Annotated in this window: 21 protein-coding genes; 13 read left to right on the forward strand and 8 right to left on the reverse strand. The window is 73.6% G+C overall.

Translation table 11 applies throughout. The features are described from left to right. The first annotated feature begins 19 nt into the window (after positions 1-19). Positions 20-394 (forward strand): VOC family protein, encoded by a 375-nt coding sequence (locus tag ABZ822_RS20700; protein ID WP_360855887.1) that lies wholly within the window; start codon positions 20-22, stop codon positions 392-394. A gap of 105 nt (positions 395-499) precedes the next feature. Here ABZ822_RS20700 and ABZ822_RS20705 read toward each other — a convergent pair whose 3' ends face one another. Next, positions 500-1,402, reverse strand: coding sequence for a Gfo/Idh/MocA family oxidoreductase (locus ABZ822_RS20705; RefSeq protein WP_360855890.1), 903 nt, complete (start codon positions 1,400-1,402; stop codon positions 500-502). Positions 1,403-2,058: 656 nt separating this feature from the next. Here ABZ822_RS20705 and ABZ822_RS20710 point away from each other — a divergent pair. Together ABZ822_RS20710 and ABZ822_RS20715 are read left to right on the forward strand one after the other, a co-directional pair. Next, entirely contained in the window at positions 2,059-2,187 is a 129-nt protein-coding gene (locus tag ABZ822_RS20710) for a hypothetical protein (RefSeq protein WP_360855893.1), read from the forward strand. A 156-nt stretch (positions 2,188-2,343) separates the two neighbouring features. Further along, positions 2,344-3,096, forward strand: a complete 753-nt coding sequence (locus tag ABZ822_RS20715) for a winged helix-turn-helix domain-containing protein (RefSeq protein WP_360855896.1) — start codon at positions 2,344-2,346, stop codon at positions 3,094-3,096. 96 nt (positions 3,097-3,192) lie between these two features. Here ABZ822_RS20715 and ABZ822_RS20720 read toward each other — a convergent pair whose 3' ends face one another. Both ABZ822_RS20720 and ABZ822_RS20725 read right to left on the reverse strand, forming a co-directional pair. Then, positions 3,193-4,686: a PepSY domain-containing protein gene (locus ABZ822_RS20720; protein WP_360855898.1), complete on the reverse strand. Its 1,494-nt coding sequence runs from the start codon at positions 4,684-4,686 to the stop codon at positions 3,193-3,195. Between the two features lie 192 nt (positions 4,687-4,878). Continuing rightward, positions 4,879-5,598, reverse strand: coding sequence for a hypothetical protein (locus tag ABZ822_RS20725; protein ID WP_360855900.1), 720 nt, complete (start codon positions 5,596-5,598; stop codon positions 4,879-4,881). Positions 5,599-5,866: 268 nt separating this feature from the next. Here ABZ822_RS20725 and ABZ822_RS20730 point away from each other — a divergent pair, with 268 nt between their 5' ends. Next, entirely contained in the window at positions 5,867-7,138 is a 1,272-nt protein-coding gene (locus ABZ822_RS20730) for a histidine kinase (RefSeq protein WP_360855903.1), read from the forward strand. A 63-nt stretch (positions 7,139-7,201) separates the two neighbouring features. Here the strand turns inward: ABZ822_RS20730 and ABZ822_RS20735 are convergent, their stop codons facing one another. Further along, positions 7,202-7,552: a carboxymuconolactone decarboxylase family protein gene (locus tag ABZ822_RS20735; protein WP_360855906.1), complete on the reverse strand. Its 351-nt coding sequence runs from the start codon at positions 7,550-7,552 to the stop codon at positions 7,202-7,204. A gap of 258 nt (positions 7,553-7,810) precedes the next feature. Between ABZ822_RS20735 and ABZ822_RS20740 the strand changes: the two genes are divergently transcribed. Both ABZ822_RS20740 and ABZ822_RS20745 read left to right on the forward strand, forming a co-directional pair. Continuing rightward, positions 7,811-8,458, forward strand: coding sequence for a response regulator transcription factor (locus ABZ822_RS20740; protein ID WP_360856255.1), 648 nt, complete (start codon positions 7,811-7,813; stop codon positions 8,456-8,458). A 159-nt stretch (positions 8,459-8,617) separates the two neighbouring features. After that, the gene (locus ABZ822_RS20745; protein WP_360855909.1) at positions 8,618-10,090 is read left to right on the forward strand and encodes a DUF1996 domain-containing protein; all 1,473 of its coding nucleotides are present in this window, start codon (positions 8,618-8,620) and stop codon (positions 10,088-10,090) included. 145 nt (positions 10,091-10,235) lie between these two features. Here ABZ822_RS20745 and ABZ822_RS20750 read toward each other — a convergent pair whose 3' ends face one another. Beyond that, on the reverse strand, positions 10,236-10,718 hold the full coding sequence (locus tag ABZ822_RS20750; RefSeq protein WP_360855912.1) for a hypothetical protein: 483 nt from the start codon (positions 10,716-10,718) through the stop codon (positions 10,236-10,238). A gap of 205 nt (positions 10,719-10,923) precedes the next feature. On the opposite strand from ABZ822_RS20750, the gene ABZ822_RS20755 reads away from it, so the two are divergent. From ABZ822_RS20755 to ABZ822_RS20765, 3 genes are all read left to right on the forward strand, one after another. Further along, positions 10,924-14,070, forward strand: coding sequence for an alpha-N-acetylglucosaminidase (locus ABZ822_RS20755; protein ID WP_360855915.1), 3,147 nt, complete (start codon positions 10,924-10,926; stop codon positions 14,068-14,070). After that, positions 14,067-14,381: a hypothetical protein gene (locus ABZ822_RS20760; protein WP_360855918.1), complete on the forward strand. Its 315-nt coding sequence runs from the start codon at positions 14,067-14,069 to the stop codon at positions 14,379-14,381. The genes ABZ822_RS20755 and ABZ822_RS20760 overlap by 4 nt, the downstream gene beginning before the upstream one ends. An 84-nt stretch (positions 14,382-14,465) precedes the next feature. Then, positions 14,466-14,612, forward strand: coding sequence for a hypothetical protein (locus tag ABZ822_RS20765; protein WP_360855921.1), 147 nt, complete (start codon positions 14,466-14,468; stop codon positions 14,610-14,612). Between the two features lie 90 nt (positions 14,613-14,702). Here ABZ822_RS20765 and ABZ822_RS20770 read toward each other — a convergent pair whose 3' ends face one another. The 3 genes from ABZ822_RS20770 to ABZ822_RS20780 form a co-directional block, all read right to left on the reverse strand. Further along, a complete protein-coding gene (locus tag ABZ822_RS20770; RefSeq protein ID WP_360855924.1) occupies positions 14,703-15,431 on the reverse strand; it encodes a TetR/AcrR family transcriptional regulator in 729 nt (242 codons plus the stop codon). A 116-nt stretch (positions 15,432-15,547) separates the two neighbouring features. Then, positions 15,548-17,494, reverse strand: a complete 1,947-nt coding sequence (locus ABZ822_RS20775) for a hypothetical protein (RefSeq protein ID WP_360855928.1) — start codon at positions 17,492-17,494, stop codon at positions 15,548-15,550. A gap of 581 nt (positions 17,495-18,075) precedes the next feature. After that, entirely contained in the window at positions 18,076-20,889 is a 2,814-nt protein-coding gene (locus ABZ822_RS20780; RefSeq protein WP_360855931.1) for an AAA family ATPase, read from the reverse strand. A gap of 331 nt (positions 20,890-21,220) precedes the next feature. Between ABZ822_RS20780 and ABZ822_RS20785 the strand changes: the two genes are divergently transcribed. The 4 genes from ABZ822_RS20785 to ABZ822_RS20800 are packed head-to-tail and all read left to right on the forward strand — an operon-like array spanning position 21,221 to position 23,186. Further along, complete coding sequence (locus ABZ822_RS20785) at positions 21,221-21,907, forward strand: hypothetical protein (protein ID WP_360855934.1); 687 nt, start codon at positions 21,221-21,223, stop codon at positions 21,905-21,907. A 15-nt stretch (positions 21,908-21,922) separates the two neighbouring features. Continuing rightward, positions 21,923-22,438 (forward strand): hypothetical protein, encoded by a 516-nt coding sequence (locus tag ABZ822_RS20790; protein WP_360855937.1) that lies wholly within the window; start codon positions 21,923-21,925, stop codon positions 22,436-22,438. Then, on the forward strand, positions 22,438-23,016 hold the full coding sequence (locus ABZ822_RS20795; RefSeq protein ID WP_360855940.1) for a hypothetical protein: 579 nt from the start codon (positions 22,438-22,440) through the stop codon (positions 23,014-23,016). The genes ABZ822_RS20790 and ABZ822_RS20795 overlap by 1 nt, the downstream gene beginning before the upstream one ends. Continuing rightward, entirely contained in the window at positions 23,013-23,186 is a 174-nt protein-coding gene (locus ABZ822_RS20800) for a hypothetical protein (protein WP_360855943.1), read from the forward strand. Before ABZ822_RS20795 ends, ABZ822_RS20800 begins: the two co-directional genes overlap by 4 nt.

Consider the following 23,186-nt stretch of genomic DNA (forward strand, 5'->3'; position numbering starts at 1 on the left):
GATGGAGAGTGGGACTCACATGATCGGCAGACTGCAGTGCGTGGCCCTGGACTGTCCGGATCCCCAGGCACTCGCCCGCTTCTACCAGGGCGTTCTCGGCGGAGAGGTCGACCGGCCCGACCCCGGCTGGTCGCTGGACGACGACTGGTCGACGCTCCACACCGGCGGCCAGGTCCTCGCCTTCCAGCGGGCACCGGACCACCGTCCGCCCCAGTGGCCCGACCCCGCGCATCCGCAGCAGTTCCACCTCGACGTCGGGGTGGAGGACCTCGACGCCGCGGAACGGGAGGTGCGGGCGCTCGGCGCCACCGTGCTGGACGCGGGTGACGACAGCCGGAGTTGGCGGGTCTACGCGGACCCGGCGGGCCACCCGTTCTGTCTCGTGCGGGAGTGATACCGCAGTGGCGCCGGGACCGACGCCACCGGGACCGGCGCCACCGGGAGTGGCGAGAGCCCGGCGCGGGAGAGCCCCGAAGAGCCCGGCGAGGGAGGGCCTAGCTCAGTCCTTGGGCAGGGCCCGTTCGGCCGCGGCGAGGATCTCCGTCACCCGCAGGCCGAAGCGGATGTCGCACGGGTGCGGCGTGCCGGTGCGGGCTGCGGCCAGCAGGGCGTCGACCGCGCGCCGGTAGGTCGTCACCACCTCGCCGTCCCCCTGCGGCAGCGACACCGTGCCGTGCTCGCCGCGCAGTTCGACGGACACCCCGGAGGCGGCGGGCGGTGCGGTCAGGCTGAGCGCGGCCGTGCTGGACGCGCCGCTCTCGTGCCGCAGCACCACGTGCACGGTGTCACCGGGTCCGCGTTCGGCGGCCAACCCGCCACCCCCGGCCGGGGTGGTGGCGTCGCCGAGCAGGGGCAGCAGCACCGACAGGGCGTGCGGGCCGACATCCCAGAGGGCGCCCTTCTCCCTGCGCCATGGCGAGGCGGCGAAGGGCCCGGTTCCGTCGCCGGCGAACACGGAGCCGAGCCAGTCCGCCCGCCCGGTGAACCAGCCGCCCAGCGCGGCCTGTTCATCGATCCAGGCCGCCGCGACCGGGTCGAAGCGCAGCGTGAAGAAGACGACCGAGGCGACCCGGGCGCGTTCGGCCGCCTCTGCGGCGAGGCGGGCGTCCTCGACGGTCGTCGCCACGGGCTTGTCCAGGAGCAGATGACACCCCGCCTCCGCGGCGCGGGCGGCGAGCGGGGCCTGGACGTCCGGGGGAAGGGCGACGGCGACGGCGTCCACATCGGCGAACAGCGCGTCGGGGTCGGGAAACGCGCGCGTGCCGTGCCGGTCCGCGATCGCTCCGGCCGCCGCGGGCCGTCGGCCCCATACTCCGGCGAACTCGACGTCGGGGTGGGCGTCGAGCGCGGGCGCGTGCACGGCCTCCGCCCAGGGGCCCGTACCGAGCAGTCCGATGCGCATGGGGATGCCGCCTTTCGTCGCGCCCGCGCCGCGTACGCCCGACCGCCGGTTCACCGGCGGTCGGGCGCCCGTGCGCGCCATGGTTCGTCGGGGTCGTCCTTCGCCATTGCCCCGGTGGACGGCGCGGGTCCCGCGCCGGTCACCGGCCGGCGCGCAGCCTAACCCCGCCGTCCGGTGCCGCACGAGTCATGTCACCTGCGCGGCCCTGCTCGTACGCGGCGCGGGGCGGGTCGGCGCGGCAACATCGCACCGCGGATGAACCGGTGAGGCACCCCGTGCGAACACGCCCCCCCCGAGCCGCATCGCGCGCGAAACGACCGCACGGTGCGAGGTCACGTCCGCACCGCGTACGAACACGAACCCCCGGGCCGCATCGCGCGCGAACCCCGGAGCCGCATCGCGCGCGGGCACGACCGCACCGCGTACGAGCCGAGCCGCCCTCGCGGCACCGGGCGCGCGGCCGCCACCGGCCCGCGGAGGCCACCGGCGGCCGGGGCGTCCGCCTCGTCCCCCGGCAGGCGCGGCACCTCAGCGCGGTACCCGATCGGGGAGTTCGGGCGTCCTGTGTCCGCCGTGTGTCAGGTGTCACCTGGTCTTCCGTATCACCTGGTGAGCGAGCGGCTTCCGTCCGGGGCGCGTTCTGCTTCAATAGGGCCATGACCTCCTACCAGAACACGTCGCCGGGGCACAGTGACCTCGAGCCGTTCTGGCCTTCCCGGCAGGATCACGACTTCGACCGGGTGTGTTGCCGCGCGCTCTCCGCGCAGGCCCCTTTCCGCCGCTGACCCGGCCGCCGTCCGCCCGGCACACGCGCCACCGCCGATCCCCCGGCTACGGCACCCCGTCGGCCGCCGGTCCGGTCTCTCCTGACGCATCGGCACAAGGCCCGCGCGCACGAACGTCCACCGACGACCTCTCGCGCGAAAAGAGCTGAGCTCGCCATGACCACCACTCGTTCCCTGTCGGCCTCTTCCGCCACCGCAGCCCCCGTGTCGCCCGTGTCCCCCGTCTCCTCCGCTTCCTCCGTGCCCCCGCTTCCGGCCGGCGCCGCGTCCGCGACGCTGGGCCGTCACCGGCTCCGTGCCGTCGACCGGGACGAGGTGGTCCATCTGCCGGACTTCCTCCCGCCCGGGGCCACTTGGGTTCCGGCGCCGCAGCACACGCTGCCGGCGCTGCCGGGCCGGCCGCCGATGGTCGGCTACCTGGTGCTCGTACCGGCCGACGAGCCGGTCGCGGGGCTCACCGTCGCACCGGCGTCAGCAGCGCCGTCGGCCGGCGCCGCCCCCGCACCCGTCGCCCCCGGATCCGTCGCCCCCGCGCCCGTCGCCCCCGGCTCCGTCGGTCCTGGAACCGTCAGCTCCGGAACCGTCGGCCCCCTCGGGGCCGCAGTCGGCGAGGACTCCGGCCCGCTGCGGATCGACGAGGAGCGGCGCACGGTGCACGTCGACGGCCGTCCGCTGGACCTGACATATCTCGAGTTCGAACTGCTCGCCCATCTCGTCGCCCACCCGCAGCGAGTGCACAGCCGCGACCACCTGGTCACGACGGTATGGGGCTACGGCCACGTGGGCGACGGCCGGACCGTCGACGTCCACATCGCCCGCCTCCGCCGCAAGCTGGGCGCCGCGTACCGCGAGTCGATCGTGACCGTGCGGCGCGTCGGCTACAAGTACGTGCCGCCCACCGCCGTCTAACAGCCCCGCACACAGGCGGGTCCCGATCCCCCGGACCGGGGGATCGGGACCCGAACTACCCTGCGTACGGGGACAGTTGCCGGACAGCCGGGGTCGTCAGGCCGCGGGCGCCCCGCGGCGGCGGCCCACCGCGCCCAGCACGATGTCCACGGCCAGGAAGGCCACCAGGCTGATCCCCAGCAGCGGGACGAACCACCCGGCCACCGCCGCCACCCCCGCCAGCGGCAGGAGCACCGGCAGTGGCACCCGGCGCCACGCCCCTCGCGGCATCGGCCGGCCGGCACCGCGACGGCGGGACTTCGTGGGACGGCGCTGCCACCACATCACGTAGCCCCACACGATCAGCAGGATCAGCCCCAGCGAGAGGCCCATCAGGGCGAGCTGGTTGGCCAGTCCGAACGTGAGCCCCATGTGCGCGTCGATGCCGTAGCGGGTGAGCTGGGCGAGCAACGGGTGGTCGGCGAAGCGGAGTTCGTCGGTGACCTCGCCGGTGCCCGGGTCCACGGCCATCGCGTCGAGGTGCACCGGCCACTGCTTGTCGGTCTGCTTGACGACGTACGCCGTGCCCGGCTCGGTCGGTACGGCGATCTCGACGGGGCTCCCCGTCAGCTTCCGCTCGTCGGCGATCTCGAGGACGCGGTCGAGGCCGATGTCCGGACCCTTGTCCTGCCCGCCGTCCCCCTCTCCGCCGTGTCCGCCCGCGTGGTCGCCGTGCCCGGCGCCCGCCGTGCCGCCGTCCAGCGAGGCGTTGATCGCCGGGGTGGCGCCGCGCAGTTCGGTGCGCAGGACGTCGATGTTCGCCCCGGCGTACGTCGACCAGGTCAGACCGGTCGCGGAGAGGAACAGCAGGCCCAGGAAGGCCCAGATGCCGACCGCCCCGTGCCAGGACAGGGTGCGCCGCCGCCCCGTCGCACCGCGTTCGGGCAGCAGGAGACCTCGGACGCCGCGGCTTCCGCGTGCCGTGCGCCGGCGCCCGATCCACAGCAGCAGACCGCCGAGGGCGACCACCCACAGCCAGCTCGCCGCCATCTCGCTGTAGACACGGCCGGGTTCGCCGAGGTGGAGGTGGCGGTGCAGCTCCGAGACCCATGCGCGGAACGGCAGCGCTCCCGAACTGCCGTAGCTCTCCAGTGAGCCGCGGACCTCCGCGGTGTACGGGTCGACGAAGACGGCGAGCGACTTGCCCTCCTCCACGCCGGGGGCGCTGAGCAGGACACGCGTGGTGGCGCCGTCCTCGGCGGACGGCCAGACGGCGGTGAGCTTCCCGTCGGGGTGCGCGTCGAGCGCGGACTCCACCTGACGGGCCACAGGGACGGTCGACTCCCCTACGGGGACGGTGAGTTCGTCGGCGTAGACGACCTTCTCGATCTGGATGGAGGCGGCGTAGAGGAGGCCGGTCACGGCGGCGACGAGGAGGAAGGGTGCGACCAGCAGCCCGGCGTAGAAGTGGAGCCGCAGGACGAGCGGGCGCAGGACGGACCAGCCGCCGCGAGGGCCCTCGGCGGGAGCGTCGGCAGGTCCTGCAGCGGGATCGTCGGCCGGAGCAGGAACGGTTCTCTCGGTCCCCTGGACGGGGTCGTCGACAGACATGGGTGTCCTTCGGTGTGGCGGCCGCGTTCCGCACAGGCGGGTACGCGGCAGTGGCAGGTGGAGGCGCGCCACGGCGACGGACGGAGGGACCGGGCCGTTGGGCGGGCCTGCTCCCGGCAGTGGTCTCTGCCGGGTACGGCGGTGCCACGCCCACCGGTCGTGCCTGCCGGACGAACGGGCCGCCGGATCGGGTCAGATCGCGGCCGCGGGCAGGCGGGTGGGCGCGGTGTCACGGGGCACCGCGCGGTGAGGCGGCCCGCGCCGGGAGAGGACATGGGCGAGCAGGACGTCCACGGGCCGCCGGGCGTTCCGGGCACGGGGCCGGGGGCGTACGGGACGGCGTACGGCCGTACGCCACGCATCCGCCGCGGTCAGCAGCCGCAGCGGTGTGAAGGCGAGGGCGTCCAGGCAGCGCAGGAGACGGAAGAACGCCGCCTCTCCCCGCCACAGCCACAGGGCGCAGCACACGGCCGCGAGCAGGTGGGCGGCGAGCATGGCGGTCGATCCCTCGGCCAGGGGGCCGGGTGCGGCGTCATGGTTCATGTGGCCTGCCGCTCCGGCGCCGTGCGCCGCCAGGGTCCCGCCGACGCCGTCGGCCGCCGCGCGGCTCATGCCGGGCATGCTGCCCATCGTGTCCGCGGTGTGCGCGTGCCGTGGCCGCTGCCCCTCGGCGAAGGCCAGGTGCAGGGCTGCCTGGACGGCCAGCAGTCCGCCGCCGATGGACAGGAGGCCGCGGCGGCGTCCGGCGGCGAGCCAGGCGGCGGCCGTCATGACGCCGAAGGCAGCGAGCAGCGCCTGCCACGGAATGTGATCACCGGAGGTCACAGCGTGTCCGGTCCCGGCGAGCACCACGCACACCGCCGCGAAGACCGCGGCGCGTACGGGTCGCACGGGCGACCGGGCGTGCGTCATGGCCGGACATGCTGCCACCCCGGAGGCACCGGCGGGGCGGCCGGGACGAATTGCCCCGCTAAGTGGAGGGAGTTCCCCCGGGTAAGGGGAGGAACTTCCCCCCGGGACCGCCCCGCCTCAGGGCATCGAGGTGCGGCGGCCCGCGGAAGGTGGTGCTGGCTACACCCCAGGAAGGGGGGAACGACCCCGTGACCTGGCCCGCCCTCCGAGGTCAGACTGAGGGGCCGCCCGAGGGACGGGCGCGGGGCGCGGTGCGGGAGTCGGTGGCATGAGGGGCATGAGGCGAGTGCGGGAGTCGCTGCTGGCGGCGCTCCAGGGGCTGGTGGTCTCGATCGGGACGCTGGTCGTGTCGATCACGCTGTTCGTCCTCGCGGTCCTCTCGATCTCCTTCATCCTCCTCGGTGTCGGTGTCCTCACCACCCCGCCCGCGCTGGCCGCCGTTCGCCTGTGGGCCGATCAGCGCCGTTCGCTCGCCCACCACTGGGCCGGCATCCGCGTTCCCGCCGCGTACCGGCCGATGCCCGCGGACCTGCGGCGTGGTGTCGTCGGGCAGGTCGAGCGGTGCATCCACCTGCTGAAGGACCCGGCGACCTGGCGGGATCTGCAGTGGCTTCTCGTCGACATGACGGCGGGCTACGTCACGTCGCTGCTCCCGGCCGCCCTGCTGTCCTACGGGGTCCTGGGCTACGTCGTGGTCGCCGGCCTGTGGCAGGTGTGGGCGGACTGGGGCGGCAACTGGTACGGCTTCGTCCACGTCACCGACCAGGCGTCCGCGGTCGGTGCGGCCGCCCTCGGCACGGGTCTCGTCGCCCTGAGCCTCGTGGTGAACCCGGCGCTGCTGCGGCTGCACTTCCGGCTGTGCGCCGCCCTCCTGTCACCGACGAAGGCGTCGCTCGCCCAGCGCGTGGAGCATCTCACCGCCACCCGGCACGACGCGGTGGACAGCTCGGCGGCCGAACTGCGCCGCATCGAGAGGGATCTTCACGACGGCGCCCAGGCGCGGCTCGTCGCCATGGGCATGAGCCTGGGGACGATCGAGGCGCTGCTGGAGAAGGATCCGGCGCAGGCGAAGGCGCTGCTGGCCAAGGCGCGCGAGTCCTCGGCGGAGGCGCTGACCGAGCTGCGCGATCTGGTGCGCGGCATCCACCCGCCGGTGCTGGCCGAACGCGGCCTCGGCGACGCCGTACGGGCGCTGGCGCTGCGCATGCCGGTCCCGGTGGAGGTGTCGGTGGAGCTGACGGGCCGGGCGGAGGCGCCGCTGGAGTCGGCGGCGTACTTCGCGGTCAGCGAGGTCCTGACGAACACGGCCAAGCACGCGGAGGCGGACCTGGTGTGGATCGACATCCACCACGACGCCCCGTCGGGCATGCTGCGGATGGCCGTCACCGACAACGGGTGCGGCGGGGCGAGCCTCTCGCCGGACGGCGGGCTCGCCGGGGTGGAGCGGAGGCTGGGCACGTTCGACGGTGTCCTGGCAGTCAGCAGCCCGCCCGGGGGCCCCACGATGGTGACGATGGAGATCCCGTGCGAGCTGCACTGACTGCCGGAGCGTCGCACCCCCGGCTGCCTCCGGGTCCGCGGCTTTGCGGACCGCGGTCCCTCGCTAGGCGGCCTTGCGGCCACCGTTCATGGGCAGTTCGAAGGCTTCGGCGATCTTGCCCGCGGCCGACACGACCCGGGCGCTGCCCACCACGGGCGCGATGGCGGTGAGGGTGCCCTGGACCCGTTCCAGCGGTACGCCCAGCTCACCGGCCGCGCCGACGTGGAGCAGGTACGAGGCCGGGGCGGCGTCCAGGGCCACCAGCGCGGCGATCCTGGCGAGCAGGTACTCCTCCACGTCCAGGCCCGAGCGTTCGAAGGTGTCGACCGTCATCTGCGCCAGGGTCTCCAGCACCGGCACGTCGCCCGCGGCGAGACCGCCGATGCCCTCCTGGGGCGTCATCTTCTGCGCCATCCGAACTCTCCCTTCCGGCGTCCCCGGTCGCTTCCGGCATCCCGGACGCTTCCGGCGGTCCCCGGTCTCCGGTGTTCCGTCCCACCCAGCGGACGCCGTCGGGCCCTCCGGGAGCATCACCCGCACCGGGTGATCCCGACCGGTGCGGCTGAGTAGTACTGATTGAGTGATCCCGTCCCGGGGGCGGACCGGCCGGCTGCGGTTACCGTGGCCGCTCGGGACCAGCAGGACGAGAAGGACGGACCGGGGGAGATCACCGTGCGGGTAGTCGTCGCGGAGGACCTGTTCCTGCTCAGGGACGGGCTGGTGCGCATGCTCGAGGCGTACGGCTTCGAGATCGCGGCGGCCGTGGAGAGCGGCCCCGAGCTGACCGAGGCCCTGGACCGGCTGAAGCCGGACGTCGCGGTCGTGGACGTCCGGCTGCCGCCGTCGTTCTCCGACGAGGGGCTGCAGTGCGCGCTCGCCGCGCGGCGGCGGATCCCCGGGCTGCCGGTGCTCGTGCTCTCCCAGCATGTGGAGCAGTTGTACGCACGTGAGCTTCTGGCGGATGGAAACGGCGGAGTGGGGTATCTCCTCAAGGACCGGGTGTTCGACGCGGACCAGTTCATCGACGCGGTGCGGCGGGTGGCGGCGGGCGGCACGGCGATGGATCCCCAGGTGATCTCGCAGTTGCTGTCACGGCGCAGCCAGGACCGGCCGGTCGGCGGGCTGACTCCGCGGGAGCTCGACGTCATGCAGCTCATGGCGCAGGGCAGGTCGAACGCCGCGATCGCGACACAGCTGTTCGTCACCGAGCGGGCGGTGGCCAAGCACACCTCCAACATCTTCGGGAAGTTGGGCCTGCCGCCGTCGGACGACGACAACCGCCGGGTATTGGCCGTTCTCGCCTATCTCGACCAGGGGTAGGCGGGCTGCCGGGATTTGACCTGCCCTGCGGGAGTTTGCTGTTGGCGATTCCCACGAACCTCATACGTCACTGAACACGGTCGAGTGCGGGCCCGTATGAAACGGAGCTTCTCCGAACCGGGAGGCCCCCCATCTTCCGGAACGACGTAGAGGGGTTCCATGAAACTCACATCGCACAAACGCTCCCCAGTGGCTGGAAGGGCCGTCGCCGCGGCGGCCGCCCTTCTGCTGGGAGGTGGCGGACTGATCGCCATCAATGTCTCGGCCAATGCCGGCCAGGGGGGCGACTCCGCTCAGGAACAGCCTGTCGGAAACGCCTCCACGATCGACTGTCCTGAAGTGCGGGACCAGATCACCGAGGTGCCGCAGCAGTCGCGGGAGGAGGTCGACCGCAATCTCGCGCTGATGGACCGCCAGGTCGGCGAGGCGTACCAGAAGATGGTGCAGAACCGGCAGGCCGCCCAGGAGGACCCGAGCTGGGTACAGAACTCCGTTCTCGGGCCCCTGGAGGACGAGCGTGCGGCCGCCATCGACCGCATCTCGCAGTCCATGAACAACAACGACGGCCAGGCTCCGGAGGACCTGGGCGGTATGGCCGAGTGCCAGGTCCAGGAGGGCGGCACCGACCCGCAGGACGGCCAGGACCAGGGCGAGGACCAGGGCGACGGCCAGGACCAGGGCGACGGCCAGGACCAAGGTGACGGTCAGGACCAGGGTGACGGACAGGACGGCGGCCAGCAGGCCGGCGGCCCCTCCCCCGAGGACTTCGTCGACATCACCCAGGTGCAGCCGAACGTCCAGGCACCGCAGGAGCAGGAAGGCGCGTCGACCGGCACCTTCACCACCGAATGCGGCGTCAACGAGAACGGCAACCGCAACTCGGACAACGTGATCGCCGCGCCCGGCGTGAGCAACGGTGCCCAGCACACGCACGACTACGTGGGCAACCAGGAGACCGGCGGCTTCATCTCCGACGACGATCTCGCCAACGGCGAGACGAGCTGCCAGAACCAGGACGACCAGTCCACGTACTACTGGCCGGTGCTGCGTGTGCAGAACGGTCAGCAGGAGGCCGACGCGAACGAACCCGGTGGCGGTGCGGACGGCAACATCGGCGAGATCCAGACGCCGGCCCAGGCGGAGATCAAGTTCACGGGCAATGCGTCCGGCGAGGTCGTGGAGATGCCGCGCTTCCTGCGCATCATCACCGGTGACGCCAAGGCACTGACGAACGGCGACGCCAATGCCAACGCCTCATGGAGCTGCACGGGCTTCGAGGACAAGGTCCAGCTCAAGGACAAGTACCCGCTCTGCCCCGAGGGCGAGCAGGTGGTCCGCACGGCCAAGTTCCAGAGCTGCTGGGACGGCCAGAACACCGACAGCGCCAACCACCGCACGCACGTCGACTTCGCCAACGAGGACGGCTCCTGCAACAACGGCTTCCAGGCGATTCCGCAGCTGCAGATCCGGCTCGTCTACGACGTCGCGCCGGAACCGAACTTCGCTGTCGACTCCTTCCCTGAGCAGTTGCACAATCCGATCACGGACCACAACGACTTCATCAACGTCTTCTCCGAGGACCTGATGGCGGAGGCCGTGTCCTGCATCAACGAAGGCCGCGACTGCAACTGATCCCCTGACCCCCGGCCGACAGGACGTGCCGGCAGCAACGGAGGAAGCCCCCCGCACCTGAGAGGTGCGGGGGGCTTCTCGTGGTCCTGGCGCCCGGCGGGGCTTCCGCCCCGCGCGGCACGCGGCCGTGGCGGGAGGGGAATGGTCAACCGGAGTGGTGGTCGCCTTCGCCGTGCTCCTCGGCCTTGCCGCCGTGGTCCTTCCCGCCGTGCTCCGCGCCGCCGCCGTGCTCGTCGTGGTCGGGCGCCTTCTCCACATTGCCGCCGAGCTTGCCGCGGAGGTCGCCGATGACGTCCGCGTCTCCCGCGGCGACCCACTTGGGACCGACGAGGTACGAGCCGCCGTACGCCTGCGCGCTGCTCAGCCAGTTCTGCTGGCCCTCGTTCGACGTGAACGTCGCCAGCACGTACTTCCTCTTGTTCCCGGCGTTGCAGAAGCCCTGCCGGAGATCCTTCGCGTCGACCTGGATGTCCGGCTTGCACTCGGCCTTCTTCGCCAGCTGCTCCACGGACCCGGTCGCCGTCTTCGGCACCTTGTCGCCGTCGTCCATGAGTCCGCACCCGGCGGACAGCAGCAGCACAGCGGACAGGGCGGCGGCACGGCTCGACAAACGCCTGGGTGCTCGCATCGATGACCTCCTGACAGGACCACTTCCGGACGGCGGCACACGCCGCCACCACCCCGTACGGGAATGACCGGCGGATTGCTCAGTCTTCCGCGGAGTGGTCCCTTCGCGCGCCCCGTTGCTCCCCCTCGGCCCGTCTCATTAACGTGCACCCCGCATGCACATGACGCCGCACCACCCGCATCGTTACGCACAGTGGGGAGCGCACGTGACCGATCCGCATCGCCGCACCGTGGCCAGACGGACACTTCTCGGGACCGCGGGGGCGCTCGGCGCAGCCGCGGCACTCGGCGCCGCCCCGCCCGCGGGCGCCGCGGCCCCCGGCCCCTTCTCCACCGCCCCGGCGCGCGCCTCGCTGGGGCGTCTGCTCCCGCACCACGCCGACCAGTTCCGTCTGACGGCGCTGACCGGGGGCCGGACGGGCGAACGGTTCCGGGTGTCCGGCTCGGCAGGCCGTATCGAGGTGGCGGGCACCAGCCCGGCGGTGCTCCTGACGGGCGTCCACTGGTACCTCAAGTACGTGTGCGGGGCGCACATCTCCTGGGCCGGCACCCAGCTCGACCTGCCGGACCGGCTGCCCGCGCCCGGGCGCCCCCTGGAGCGCAAGGCGACGGTGCCCAGTCGCTTCGCGTTCAACGACACCCACGACGGCTACACCGCGCCGTACGCCGACTGGCCGCGCTGGGAGCGGCTCATCGACGTCATGGCGCTGCACGGCTTCAACCAGCTCCTGGTCACCCCGGGGCAGGAGGCCGTCTACCACCGGCTGCTCAAGGACTTCGGCTACTCCGACACCGAGGCCCGCACCTGGCTGCCCGCCCCGTCCCACCAGCCGTGGTGGCTGCTGCAGAACATGAGCGCCTACGGCGGGCCGCTCAGCCCGGAACTCCTCGCCCGCCGGGCCGACCTCGGGCGGAGGATCAGCGCCCGGCTGCGCGAGCTGGGCATGGCGCCCGTGCTCCCCGGCTACTTCGGCACCGTCCCGGACGGCTTCGCCGACCGCAACCCCAGGGGCAGGACGATCCCGCAGGGGAACTGGCAGGGGCTGAAGCGGCCGGACTGGCTCGACCCGCGGACGGACGTCTTCCGCCGGGTGGCCGCCGCCTTCTACCGCCACCAGGAAGATCTCTTCGGCCCGGCGGGCCACTTCAAGATGGATCTGCTGCACGAGGGCGGCAACCCCGGGGACGTGCCCGTGCCGGACGCGGCGCGCGCCGTCGAGCGTTCGCTGCAGGAGTCCCGGCCGGGCGCGGTGTGGATGATCCTCGGCTGGCAGGAGAACCCGCGCCGCGACCTCCTCGACGCGGTGGACAAGGACCGCATGCTGGTCGTCGACGGGCTGTCGGACCTGGACTCGGTCACCGACCGCGAGGAGGACTGGGGCAACACCCCGTACGCGTTCGGCACCATCCCCAACTTCGGCGGGCGCACGACGATCGGCGCCAAGACCCACCGGTGGGCCGAGCGGTTCACGGTCTGGCGGGACAAGCCGGGCAGCATGCTGCGGGGCGTCGCGTACATGCCGGAGGCCGTGGAGCGGGACCCGGCCGCACTGGAGCTGTTCAGCGAGCTGGCCTGGCGGGACGAACCGGTCGACCGCGCCGCCTGGTTCGACGGCTACGCCGATCTGCGGTACGGCGGGCGGGACGCGCGGGCGCGCGAGGCGTTCGCGGCGCTGCGCGGCACCGCGTACGAGATCAGCAGCCGGGACGGCCGCCCGCACGACTCCGTCTTCGCCTCCCGCCCCAGCCTCACCGCCGCCTCCGGAACGCACTACGCCACGCACACCCCGGCCTTCGACCCGGCCGGATTCGACGCGGCGTTCGCGGCGCTGCTGGGGGTGCGGGCGGGGCTGCGCGGCTCGGACGCGTACCGCTACGACCTGGCCGACGCCGCGCGGCAGGCGCTCGCCAACCGCTCGTGGCAGCTCCTCCCCCAGCTCCGGACGGCGTTCGAGCTGGGGGACCGGGACACCTTCCGCGCCCTGGCCCGGCTGTGGCTGCGGCTGATGGCGCTCAGCGAGGAAGTGACCGGGTCGCACCGGATGTTCCTGCTCGGGCCCTGGCTGGAGGACGCCAAGCGGATGGCGTCCGGCGAGGCGGAATCGGCGGTGCTGGAGCGGACGGCGCGGGTCCTCGTCACCACGTGGGCGGACCGGGGAACGGCGGACGGCGGGCGGCTGGCCAACTACGCCAACCGCGACTGGCAGGGCCTCATCGGTGACTTCCACCTCCCGCAGTGGCGGGCCTTCCTGGAGGAGCTGGAGGACGCGCTCGCCGCGAACCGCCCGCCGAAGTCCTTCGACTGGTACGCGATCGAGGAGCCGTGGACCCGGGAGCGGAAGAGTTATCCGCTGCGGCCGACGGGCGACGCGTACCGTACGGCGCGGCATGTGCGCGATGTGCTGGCCGCCGCCCCGTACCAGGGTCTGGTGACGGTCACGGCCGAGCCGTCGACGCTGCCGCCGGGCGGCACCGCGCGGGTCTCGGCCGACTTCCGCAACGTCAACGGCCTCGCCGCAACCGGGCGCGTGGACTTCCGGCTGAGCGGGGTGGACGCCGAGCCCGAGGGGGCGACGTCGCTGCCGCGGGTCGAGCCCGGCGGCAGCGGCACGGTCCGCTGGCAGGCCGCTGCCCCGGCCGGCCCGCTGGACCGGCCGCTGAAGCCGCTGCCGTACGAACTGGCCACCGTCTACGGGCCGGAGGGCCAGGAGCGGGTCCGGGTCGTCCGCCCCGGCACGCTGTTCGTGGCGGGACCGCTGGCGGCGGGCTGGCGGACGGTGACAACCAATGCGGCGGTGTTCGGGCAGCTCGGTGAGCGCATCGGCATCGACGGGGCCGGCGCGGACCTGTGGAAGGGCACGGCCGAGTTCGGCGCCGCGTACCGCGAGGGCGCACTGACCGCCGGCACGACGGTGACCGTACGGGTCGACACGCAGACCGTGACCGGGCCGTGGGCGCGGTGCGGCATCGTCGTCCGCAACAGCCTGGCCACGGCCGGTTCCCCCGGCTTCCTCAATCTGTCGGTGACACCGGCCAACGGCGTGGTGCTGACGTACGACGCGAACGGTGACGGCACGCTCGACACCTACCAGCGCCTCACGGGGGTGCGGGCACCGGTGATGCTGCGGCTGACGCGCGACCCGGACTCCGGTGCGTACACGGGCGAGTGCTCGGCTGACGACGGGGCGGCGTGGCGCACGGTCGGCACGGTGGCGGTGCCCGGCGCGGCGCCGTCGCAGGACGTGGGTCTGTTCATGTCGGCGGCGAACGGCGGGAACGGGACGCGCGGGACGGTGGAGTTCAGCGGCTGGAGGACCGGTCCTGCGGGAGGCGCCGCGGGCTCCACCGGATGAACCCCCTCCGCCCGGCGACCTCCCGGCACCGCAACCCGGCGAACTGCCGCGGCCCGCGGCGGAGACAGGGGGCCGCGGCGGAGTGGCTGAAGGAGCGGATCTGCTCCACGATCACCATGCTCGCGGTGGTCGTGGCGCTCGCCGGCACCGAGGACGCCTCGCGCTGGGACGCGGCGGCCGTGGTCATCGCCACGGCCGCCGCCCTCTGGCCGGCCACCCTCGTCGCGGACGACCAGGCGCACCGCGCGGTCCACGGCCGGGCGGCGGACCGGCGCGAGCGGCCCGGATGCTGTACGTCACCAGCCCGCTGATGCTGAGCGCGGTCGGCCGTTGGTGATGACGGGCCTCTCGGCGCCGGGCGCCCTCTCGCTGGAGTCGGCGCCGCATATCTCCGCTTGTGCGGGTCGGTCTCGCGCTTCTGCTGGGGGTATCCGGGCGGGCGGCGCATGGGCGCCCGCCCGGCCACGGCGGTGGTGAGCGGCGTCGTCGACACGGCGATCGGCGTGGCGGTGGTGGCGATCGAACTGCTCGCGCAGCCCTGAGCACACAGCCCCGCAACGGGCGCCCGGGTTCCCCGGGTTGCGCCGAACCCCGGGCACTCCGGCGGCCGTACCGCCGACGTGCCGGCCGGTTCAGCCCAGGGGTGCGGCCGGAGCCTCGGAGGGCGCGGGCAGCAGGGAGAGCAGCCGCTGCACCAGGGCCGCGAAGGTGCCGTCGGGCTCCTGTTCCACGATCCGCCGCGCCAGTTCGCCGCACTCGTCGTCGTGCGCGGCGCTCACCACGACGAGTGCCATGAAGTCGTGGACGAGCTGCAACTCCAGCTCCGTACGCGGGATGGGCCGCCCGTCGAGCCATGTCAGGGCCGTCGTCTCGCACAGCCCGATCCACGAGCGGACCGCCAGGGCGAGCCGGGGACCGGGGTCGGTGACGTCGAGGTGCTCCAGCATGTGGTCGTACGCGGAGCGGCGCACCTCGTCGATCATCGCGGTCGTCCGCTCCGAGCCGACCGTGGAACTGCTGCCGCGCAACAGGGCCTCGAAGCCCGGCCCGTGCTCGTCGACGAAGTCGAAGAAGCGGCGGATGACACGCAGCAGACGCGCTCCGGGCGGGCCGTCGTTCGGTTCGGCGAACCGGCCGGTCAGCTCACCGGCCGCGCGGCGCACCACCTCGTCGTAGAGGCTGTGCTTGCCGGGGAAGTAGTGGTAGACGAGCGGCCGGGAGATTCCGGCGGCGGTGGCTATGTCGTCGATCGAGACCTCGCCGGGGGGCCGTTGGCTGAAAAGCTCCTGCGCCACGGCTATCAGTTGCTCGCGCCGCTCCTCCACGCCCATTCGGCGTCGGCGCGCCACCCCAGTCGTCATGCGCATACCCTAACCGCCCTCCCGGCGCCAGCGGCAGGGGAGCCAATCTACGACCGGAACACCCCTGCTTGAGCCATGCGGCCCAAAGTGCGCAGTTCAGCGGCAGTTGGCCGGAATCAGCGCAGGGCGCCCAGCCGCTCCCCGTTCTCGAGGCGCGCGTCGAGTTCCGAGCGAGCGCCCGCTTTCGCCGTCAGCGCCAGGACGTTGCCCCGCGCGCGCCCCTTCACCCCGCCCGATGCCGCGATGGACGCGACCTGTTCGCTGCCCGCGGCCAGCACGTACCACGTCCCCTTCCGCGACTGCCACAGCACACCGGACAGGACGCGCGGGGCGTGCGGGCCGCAGGCCGGGGTGTCCTCCGCCTGGGCGGTCACCGCACTCGGCACGCCCACCGCCCGCGCCGGCGGCTGGAACTGCGCCATGACGCGGCTGCCGCTTCCGCGCCAGGTCTCCGCGCGGGTGCACACCCACGCCGCCGTCCCGCCCCCGTCCGGCAGCCGCTGCTCCGCGAACTGCCAGGAGTTCACGGCCCGTACCCCCGTCGCGCGCACGGCCGGGAGGTGGCAGGCCGTACGCGCCCAGGCCGCGCGCGCCGCGTGCCCTGACACATCGCGCGCCGGCCGCTGCGGACTGCCGTACGTCAGGCGCGCCGGGGCCAGCTCCCCGAGGTCGGTGAGCAGATGGGGGACGCGGCCGCCACCGGCCGCGTCCGGGGTGCGCAACTCCAGGGCGGGCCAGGTGCGGCAGGTGGTCGCGGCCGCGGGGCTGGGCATCGCGTCGGTGACCCCGTCCCCGGTGCGCCCGAGCGACCGCCCGTCGTCCCGCGGCCGCAGCAGATCGCGCAGCCGCGCCCCGGAGACCCATGGGGCCGTCAGATAGCGGACGTTGTGCTCGCTGCGGCCGACGACGAGCGCCGCGGCGGTGGCCGACGCCGCGCCGTCCGCCCGCGCGAAGTCCAGGACCGCGCCGCCGCCCCCGCCCTGCCCGGCCTCGGCGTACCGCACCACCCGCAGCCCGTCGTACAGCAGCACCACCGCGGCCCGGTCGACCTCGCCCGCGTACAGCAACTGGGCCGGGCCCGGCGGCGGTCCCGACGGGGTGCCCGGGGTGGCGGACACCCGCACCTCGGGGCCCGGGCGCGCCCAGACGGCGAGCGCCCGCCGCAACAGGCCGCGGTCGCCGACGCGGTCGCCGCGGGCGGGCCAGGCGGTGAAGTCCGTACGGTCGGCCGTCCGCCATGCGCCGGGCGCCGCCTTGGTCAGCGCCGCCGCGTCGAGCGCCTTCTCCGAGGCGGGGTTACGGGCGTACGGCGGTGCCGCCGCTCCGTCCGGGCCCCAGCCCTCGCCCGGCAGACCGAGGAGTGTGCCGCACACGGCGACGGCGACGGTGGCGGCGACGGCGGCGCGCAGATGCTGGCGGCGGCGGAGCAGATCGGTGGGCCGGGCCTGGAGGGAGCACGGATCGAACTCCGGTGATTCCAGGAGCAGTTCGTCCCTGCTGCCGCCCGGCGCCGGCATCCGGTCGGCCTCGGCCAGCGCCGCCCCGGCGTCCTCGGCACCCGCCGACTCCAGCAGCCGCCGCACCTCGGGGTCGGTCAGCCGCTCCAGGCCACGCAGCACGTGCGCGGCCCTGGCGGCGGCCGAGACCGAGGACAGTGCCTGGTCCAGGGCGAGTTCATCGGCCCCTCCGGGCCGGGGGTGGAGGCGGAGGCCCCAGACGTGCGGCAGCAGCGGAGGCAGGTCGGTGAGGCGCGGAAGCCCCCAGCGCCGCCGCGGCCGTCCGGCCTTGAGCGCGGCCCGCAGCACCCGCAGCCGTACGTAGGCGTAGCCCGGCGGCTCCGTCGCGCCGTCCCCCTCGGTGCGCGGCGCGGGAAGCCCGGCCTCCTCCGGCGCGACGGGCAGTCCGCGGGCGGCGCGCCCCCGCGGCAGGGCGCGCTGCACCAGCGCGTGCGCGGTGAGCAGCCGCTGGTTCCGTGCGGCACCGGGCGGCAGGACGAGATACGCGATCCGCACCAGCCGCGGGTAGTGCCCGACGAGCGCGGCCTCGGCCTGCTCGAGCCCCACGGGCCCGGACGGGACGGATGAGGGCGTGGCTGTCGCTTCCGGTGACGTCACGTTCAGCAGAACGAGCGAATCCTCCGATGGTCACCTCGACGGCGGCCACGGTTCCGTACCGCCCTGTCCACCCCGCACCCACAGGGCTGTTGGCGCCCCGCTCCGCGCTTCGCGGGCACGGCGGGAAGGGGCGGGCCGCACACCCTTCGTGCGCGGATTCACCGGGAGCAATGGCCCACCACCGGTGCCGGTCTCGCCCGGTGACGTATTTCCGATGCTTGTTTTCGGACACCGGCGAGGGGCCGCGGCCGGATTCCGTGTTCCCTCCGGCGACGCCCCGCATTTCTTGATGTGACCGCGACAGAAATACCGTCTTGGAACCCCATTCCCCGCTGACGGCTCATGAGAGGGAGGCGCGTTCCCGCGGGTTCCCCGAACCAATCGGTAACTTATTCCGGCCGTGCCGTCGTGCACGACCGCCGCCACCGGAAACGAGGAGACGGTGCGCCGCGAGAGACCGCCCGACCGCGAATTCGGCGACGGGACGGGGATATTCGGTGGGGCCGGCTCCTCGGCCGCGTCCGTGAGGCTCAGGCCCGGTCCGCGGGCATCCTCGCCGGCAGATCGGCGCGCCCCCGGATGCCGAGCTTGCGGTAGGCGCTGCTCAAGTGCAGCTCCACGGTGCGGCGTACGACGAAGAGGCGCTCGGAGATCTCCCGGTTGCTCAACCCCCGCGCCGCCAGCGTCGCCACACGGCGCTCGGTGGGGGTGAGGGAGTCGAGTCCGAAGTGCGACCGGCTGCGCGGCCGGGCCCCCGCCGCGATCAGCTCCGCGCGGGCGTGCCGCACCAGCGCGGTCGCGCCGCACTGCTCCGCGGAGCTCGCGGCATGCCGCAGATGGTGACGGGCGTCGGCGAGGCGGTTGGTCCTGCGCAGCGCGGTGCCGAGGTCCGCGAGGGAACGCGCGTGCTCCAGCGCCGCATCGGAACGGGCCAGCACGGCCACGGCCTCCTGCAACGGGACGACCGCCGCGTTCCCCTTCGCCACGGCGCCCGCCGCTCCCAGCGCTACGCCGACGGCCCGCGCACTGCCCCACCGGCGGGCCAGGGCCAGCTCCGCGTCGATGAGGTCGCGGGCCACCCCCGGCTTCCCCAGGGCCGCGTACCCCGCTCCGGCCAGGGACCGCCAGGGGATGACCGCCGGGTTGGTCACCTGCCAGGAGTCCAGCCGGCGGCCCGTCTCCCGCAGGTCCTCCACCCCTTCGCGGAACCGGCCCCGGGCCAGGTGCAGCCGGCCGCGCCCGGCGAGCAGCCAGGTGCCCAGCAGGCTCTCGGTCACGGCGTTCCCCGCGAGTTCGTCGGCGACCACCCGCTCCGCCCCGTCCAGGTCGCCCTTGTCCACCAGGACGTCCACCAGCCGTGCGGACGCCGCCATCGCCAGGCCGTCCGCACGGGGCGGGCCGAACTGGCGCAGCGTCTCGCGGCACGCCTGCGCGTCGCTCCGGCACTCGTCCAGCCGCCCCAGCCGGTAGTTCACCTCGCTGCGCACCGCGAGCGCCCGGGCGCCGCCCAGCGCGGAACGGGTGCGCCGTGCCTGGGCGACCGCGGCGTCGGCGTGGCGGGCGGCGAGGTCGAGTTCGCCTGCCACGGCGAGCGTCAGAACGTTCATCGGGTGGTGGAGGGAGGCCTCGTTCACCACCGGGAGGCCCAGGTCCAGGGCCCGGGACGCGAGGCGGACGGCCTGCGAGCGCTGCCGTCCCGACATCATCGCGCGGACCGACCGTACGATGCCCAGCGCGTCGTGCTCCGGCCCCCCGGCCGGGTCGGTGCGGTCGGCGACTTCGGCGCGGTCGACGCGGTCGGAGCGATCGGAGCGATCGTCCGTCTCGCGACCGTCCGCGGCCCCGGCGCGGTCGGCGAGCCGGTCCAGCGCGGTGTGCGGCGACGGCAGATGGAAGACCCTCAGCAGGGCCTCCTCGACCTCCAGGTCCAGCGCCACGTCGGGGGCGTGTTCCCGCGTCGGTGCGGCCACCGTGCGCAGGACGCTCATGCCCTCCCCGTACCGCTCGCTCAGGCAGAGCAGTCCGGCCAGCCGCCGTGCGGCACCGGCCCGCACCGCGACGTCGGAGGTGACGTCCAGGGCCCGGCGCAGATAGCCGACGGCCGATCCGATGTCTCCCGGGGGCTGCACCGACCCCATGAGCACCATCAGTTCGGCACGTCTGCGGGAGTCCACCGGCTCGCGGAGCGCCGAGCGCAGACAGTCCAGCGCGCGGTCCGGCGCGCCCTCGGCCGTGGCCTGCGCGGCCACCGCGCACAGGACGTCGGCCGCCCAGGGCTCGCCGAGCGGATCGGACCGCAGGAGCTGGTCCGCGATGTCCCCGGCGGGCGCCCCCTGAGCGTGCAGCAGCCGCGCCGCCCTGGTGTGCAGCAGCCGACGGGTGCCGGGGGCGAGTCCGCCGCGTACGGCCGCCCGGACCAGGGGCGGACGCAGCGACACACGGTTCTCGCACCAGAACAGCAGCCGGGCCGCGGCCAGTTCGTCCGCCAGTGCCGCCGCGCGTGCGACCGGGAGCCCGGCGGTGGCGGCGGCCAGGTCCAGGTCGACCGGCTCGCCGAACACCGCGACCGCCTCGGCCAGTTCGCGGGCGCCCTGACCGCAGTGCCTCAGGGTCCGGTGCAGCCAGGTCAGCGCTTCCGGCCGAGGGCTCGCCAGGACGTCGTTCAGGCCCTCTTCGGACGCGGGCCGTCCCGCCCGGCGCAGCGCACGCAGGACGCCAAGCAGCAGGGCCGGGTTGCCGTCCGTGGCCCGGTGGCACGCCTCGCCGAACTCCTTCTCGACCGGGGTGCCCAGCAGCTCGCCGGCGATGTCGGTGACCGCTCCGGCGCCCAGTCCGCCGAGGGTGATCTCCCGGTCGAAGCGGCTCAGCAGTTCGGCGTCGATGGTCCCCGCCGGCAGGCTCGCGGTGGCGACGACGAGGACCTGCCGGCGGCGGATCCTGCGCAGCAGATACGCGAGCCAGCGTGCCGACGCGTCGTCGGCCCAGCGCAGATCGTCCACCGCGACGACCAGCGGCCGGCCCGCGGCCAGCCCGATCGTCCGCTCGAACAGCTCCGCCGGTCCGGCCGCGGACCAGGGTCCGTCGTCGCCGCCGAGTAACTGCCGTACGACGCCGAACGGGCAGTCGGCCTCGAGCGGATCGGCCGCGGCTTCCACGACGAACGCCCCCGCGCGCTGGGCCCGTTCGCACACGGCGCGGAGCAGCGCCGTCCTGCCCACGCCCGGTGCGCCCTGGACGAGGACACCCGTGCCGTGTCCGTCCCAGGCGCCGGCCCGCAGGTCGTCGATCGCGCACCATGCGTCCTCACGGCCCGCGAGATACACGGATTCTGTTTCCCGGCGCATCAATGGGCCACATCCTGACGGCAATTGTCGGCGGTTCTCTTCCGAGTCGGCGGTTCTCTTCTGAATGGATGCACCGGGCCATTGCTCAGTTGAGCCGTTCACACCGCACCGGCTGTGATCTATCTCATCCCCGCTCCGGGCAACCGAAAAGGAAATCCCGATCCCGCGCACACACGACGGGAAAATACTTCGGTACCCGCCGAGAGGCACCGAAGAGCCGCGCCGTGGAAGCTGATCGAGCGGCGGCATTCCGCGCTTCCACACGGTGAATGACTCTTCCGCCGCCCATGTCATTGGAGGTGGCCCAGTGCCGAGTTCGACCATGCAACTCATGGCTCCGAGTGGAGACAGACTGTCCTTGCGTCTCACCGACGACGCGCCTGTACGGGCGGTCGCGTCCAACGTGCGATTCGTCGGCGGCGCGTACAGCCGCGCGTTCCAGATCGGTAAGCGCGGCCATCACGACTTCGTGCGCAAGCATGTGATCGAAGCGGCCCCGACGGACCGGTTCGTCGTCAAGGGTCGGGAGACCGTCGTCGCCGCAAGCCCGGACGGCAACACCACGATCGTCACCCTCAAGGAGCGCTACCACGAGCTGATGACGGTCTTCACCGGTCCCCCGCCCAGCCGGCGGACGCTGATCGGGCTGTTCGGCACGCTGGAGATCGAGGACCACCCGCGCGGGCTGCGGGTGCGCCCGGAGCGCTTCACCCAGGGCGACACCGCGCTGGAGCAGCTGGCCGTCGTCGTGGCCGACCGGGGCACGATCGTCGTCCCCGGTCCGCGGCAGACCCGGCGGATCGTGCCCGGGCACCGCGGCAAGTCGACCCGGCACGGCGAGCTGTGGCGCGTTCCGCTGCCCGGGCGCTCCGGCTCCGCCAGCGAGCACGACTACCTGTACGTCGTCGCCGGGAAGAAGGGCGCAGCCGAGGTGCGCATCGACCCGGGATCCTCGCTCGGCACCTCCGCTTTGCTCGACTGGATGGACGGCATCGACGCCGCCTGGGCCACCGGCTGAGGCGAAGCGCTGCTCATGTCTCCCACCCTTGCCCTGGTGATCCTGAGCTGGATCGCCATCGTCATCCTGTATCTCGCTCTCGCCGCGGTGCTGCGCGAGGTGCGGATGCTGCGGAGGCGGCTCGACGAACGGGCCGCCACCGCCGCGCCACCCGCCGAGCTGGTGCTCCCCGCGTCGTTCGTGGAACGCGTCGCCGCGCCGGGCCGGGAGCGGACGGTTCTGGTCGCCGACGCGACCTGCCCCCTGTGCCGGCACGCCGCCGCGGTCCTCGCGGAGCGCGCGACACCGGAGTTCCGGCCCGTGCTTCTCACCTACGAGCCGCCGGACACGTGGTCGTCGCTGCCCGGCGCCGTGGAGGTCGTCCAGGACCGCGACGCGTGGTCCTCGCTGGCCCACCTGAGCCCGCCCGTGATCCTCACCGTCGGCGCCGACGGCAGTGTCGGTTCGCTGCACCTGCCGAGCAACGAGCGCGACATCGCCGCCGCGCTCGCGGTCGGCGCCCCCTCCCCCGAACTGGAAAGGTCGTCGTGATGACGTCATCCCTGGCCGAAATACCCTTGGCCCACCAGAGTTTCGACGGTGAGCCGCCGCGGCCCACCGCGGCCCTGAGCGGCCTGAAGAAGCCCGCCTCCCGCAGGAGCGTGCTGCGCGGCATGGCCGCGTCGGCGCTCACCGTGGGGGCGCTCTCCCTCACCTGGGGCAACAGCGGACGGGCCTTCGCCGAGGAGGGTCCGGGCGGACTGCAGGGCTGGGACAAGAACGACTGCTCCGACGCGTACCCGGACGGCGGCTACGCGGAAGAGGCGGACTCGGGCGGCCAGTTCAAGGACGCCCCGGGTGCCTGTTTCGGTGGTGAGGAGATCTCCAACGACTACTGCGACACCGCCGGCTGGTACCGCGCGGACCAGGTGACGGAGGGCAACAAGGTCACCCAGTACACGCCGGTCTCCACGTCCTGCGGCTCGGAGGGCGTCGGGTACAAGAACGCCTGGAAGTGGAAGACGCCGGACGGCAGCGTGTACCGGTGCTCCGACGGCAACATGACGGTGACGGTCGACGGCCAGGAGACCCGGGCCGTGTTCAGCATCTGCCGGGCGAAGGTGTCATGACTCCGGCCCGTCTGACATGGCACCCGGCGACGGCGGCTGCGGTGCTCGTGACCGCCGCGGTCGCCGGTGTCGCCACGTCACTGCCGCTGCCCTCCGGCGGGACGGACGCGGTGTGGCCCTGGCTGCTGATCGGCGCCGCGGCGGGGTTCGCGACCAGCGGCTCCACGTGA

Source organism: Streptomyces sp. NPDC047108, assembly GCF_040643575.1.
Classification (GTDB): Bacteria; Actinomycetota; Actinomycetes; order Streptomycetales; family Streptomycetaceae; genus Streptomyces.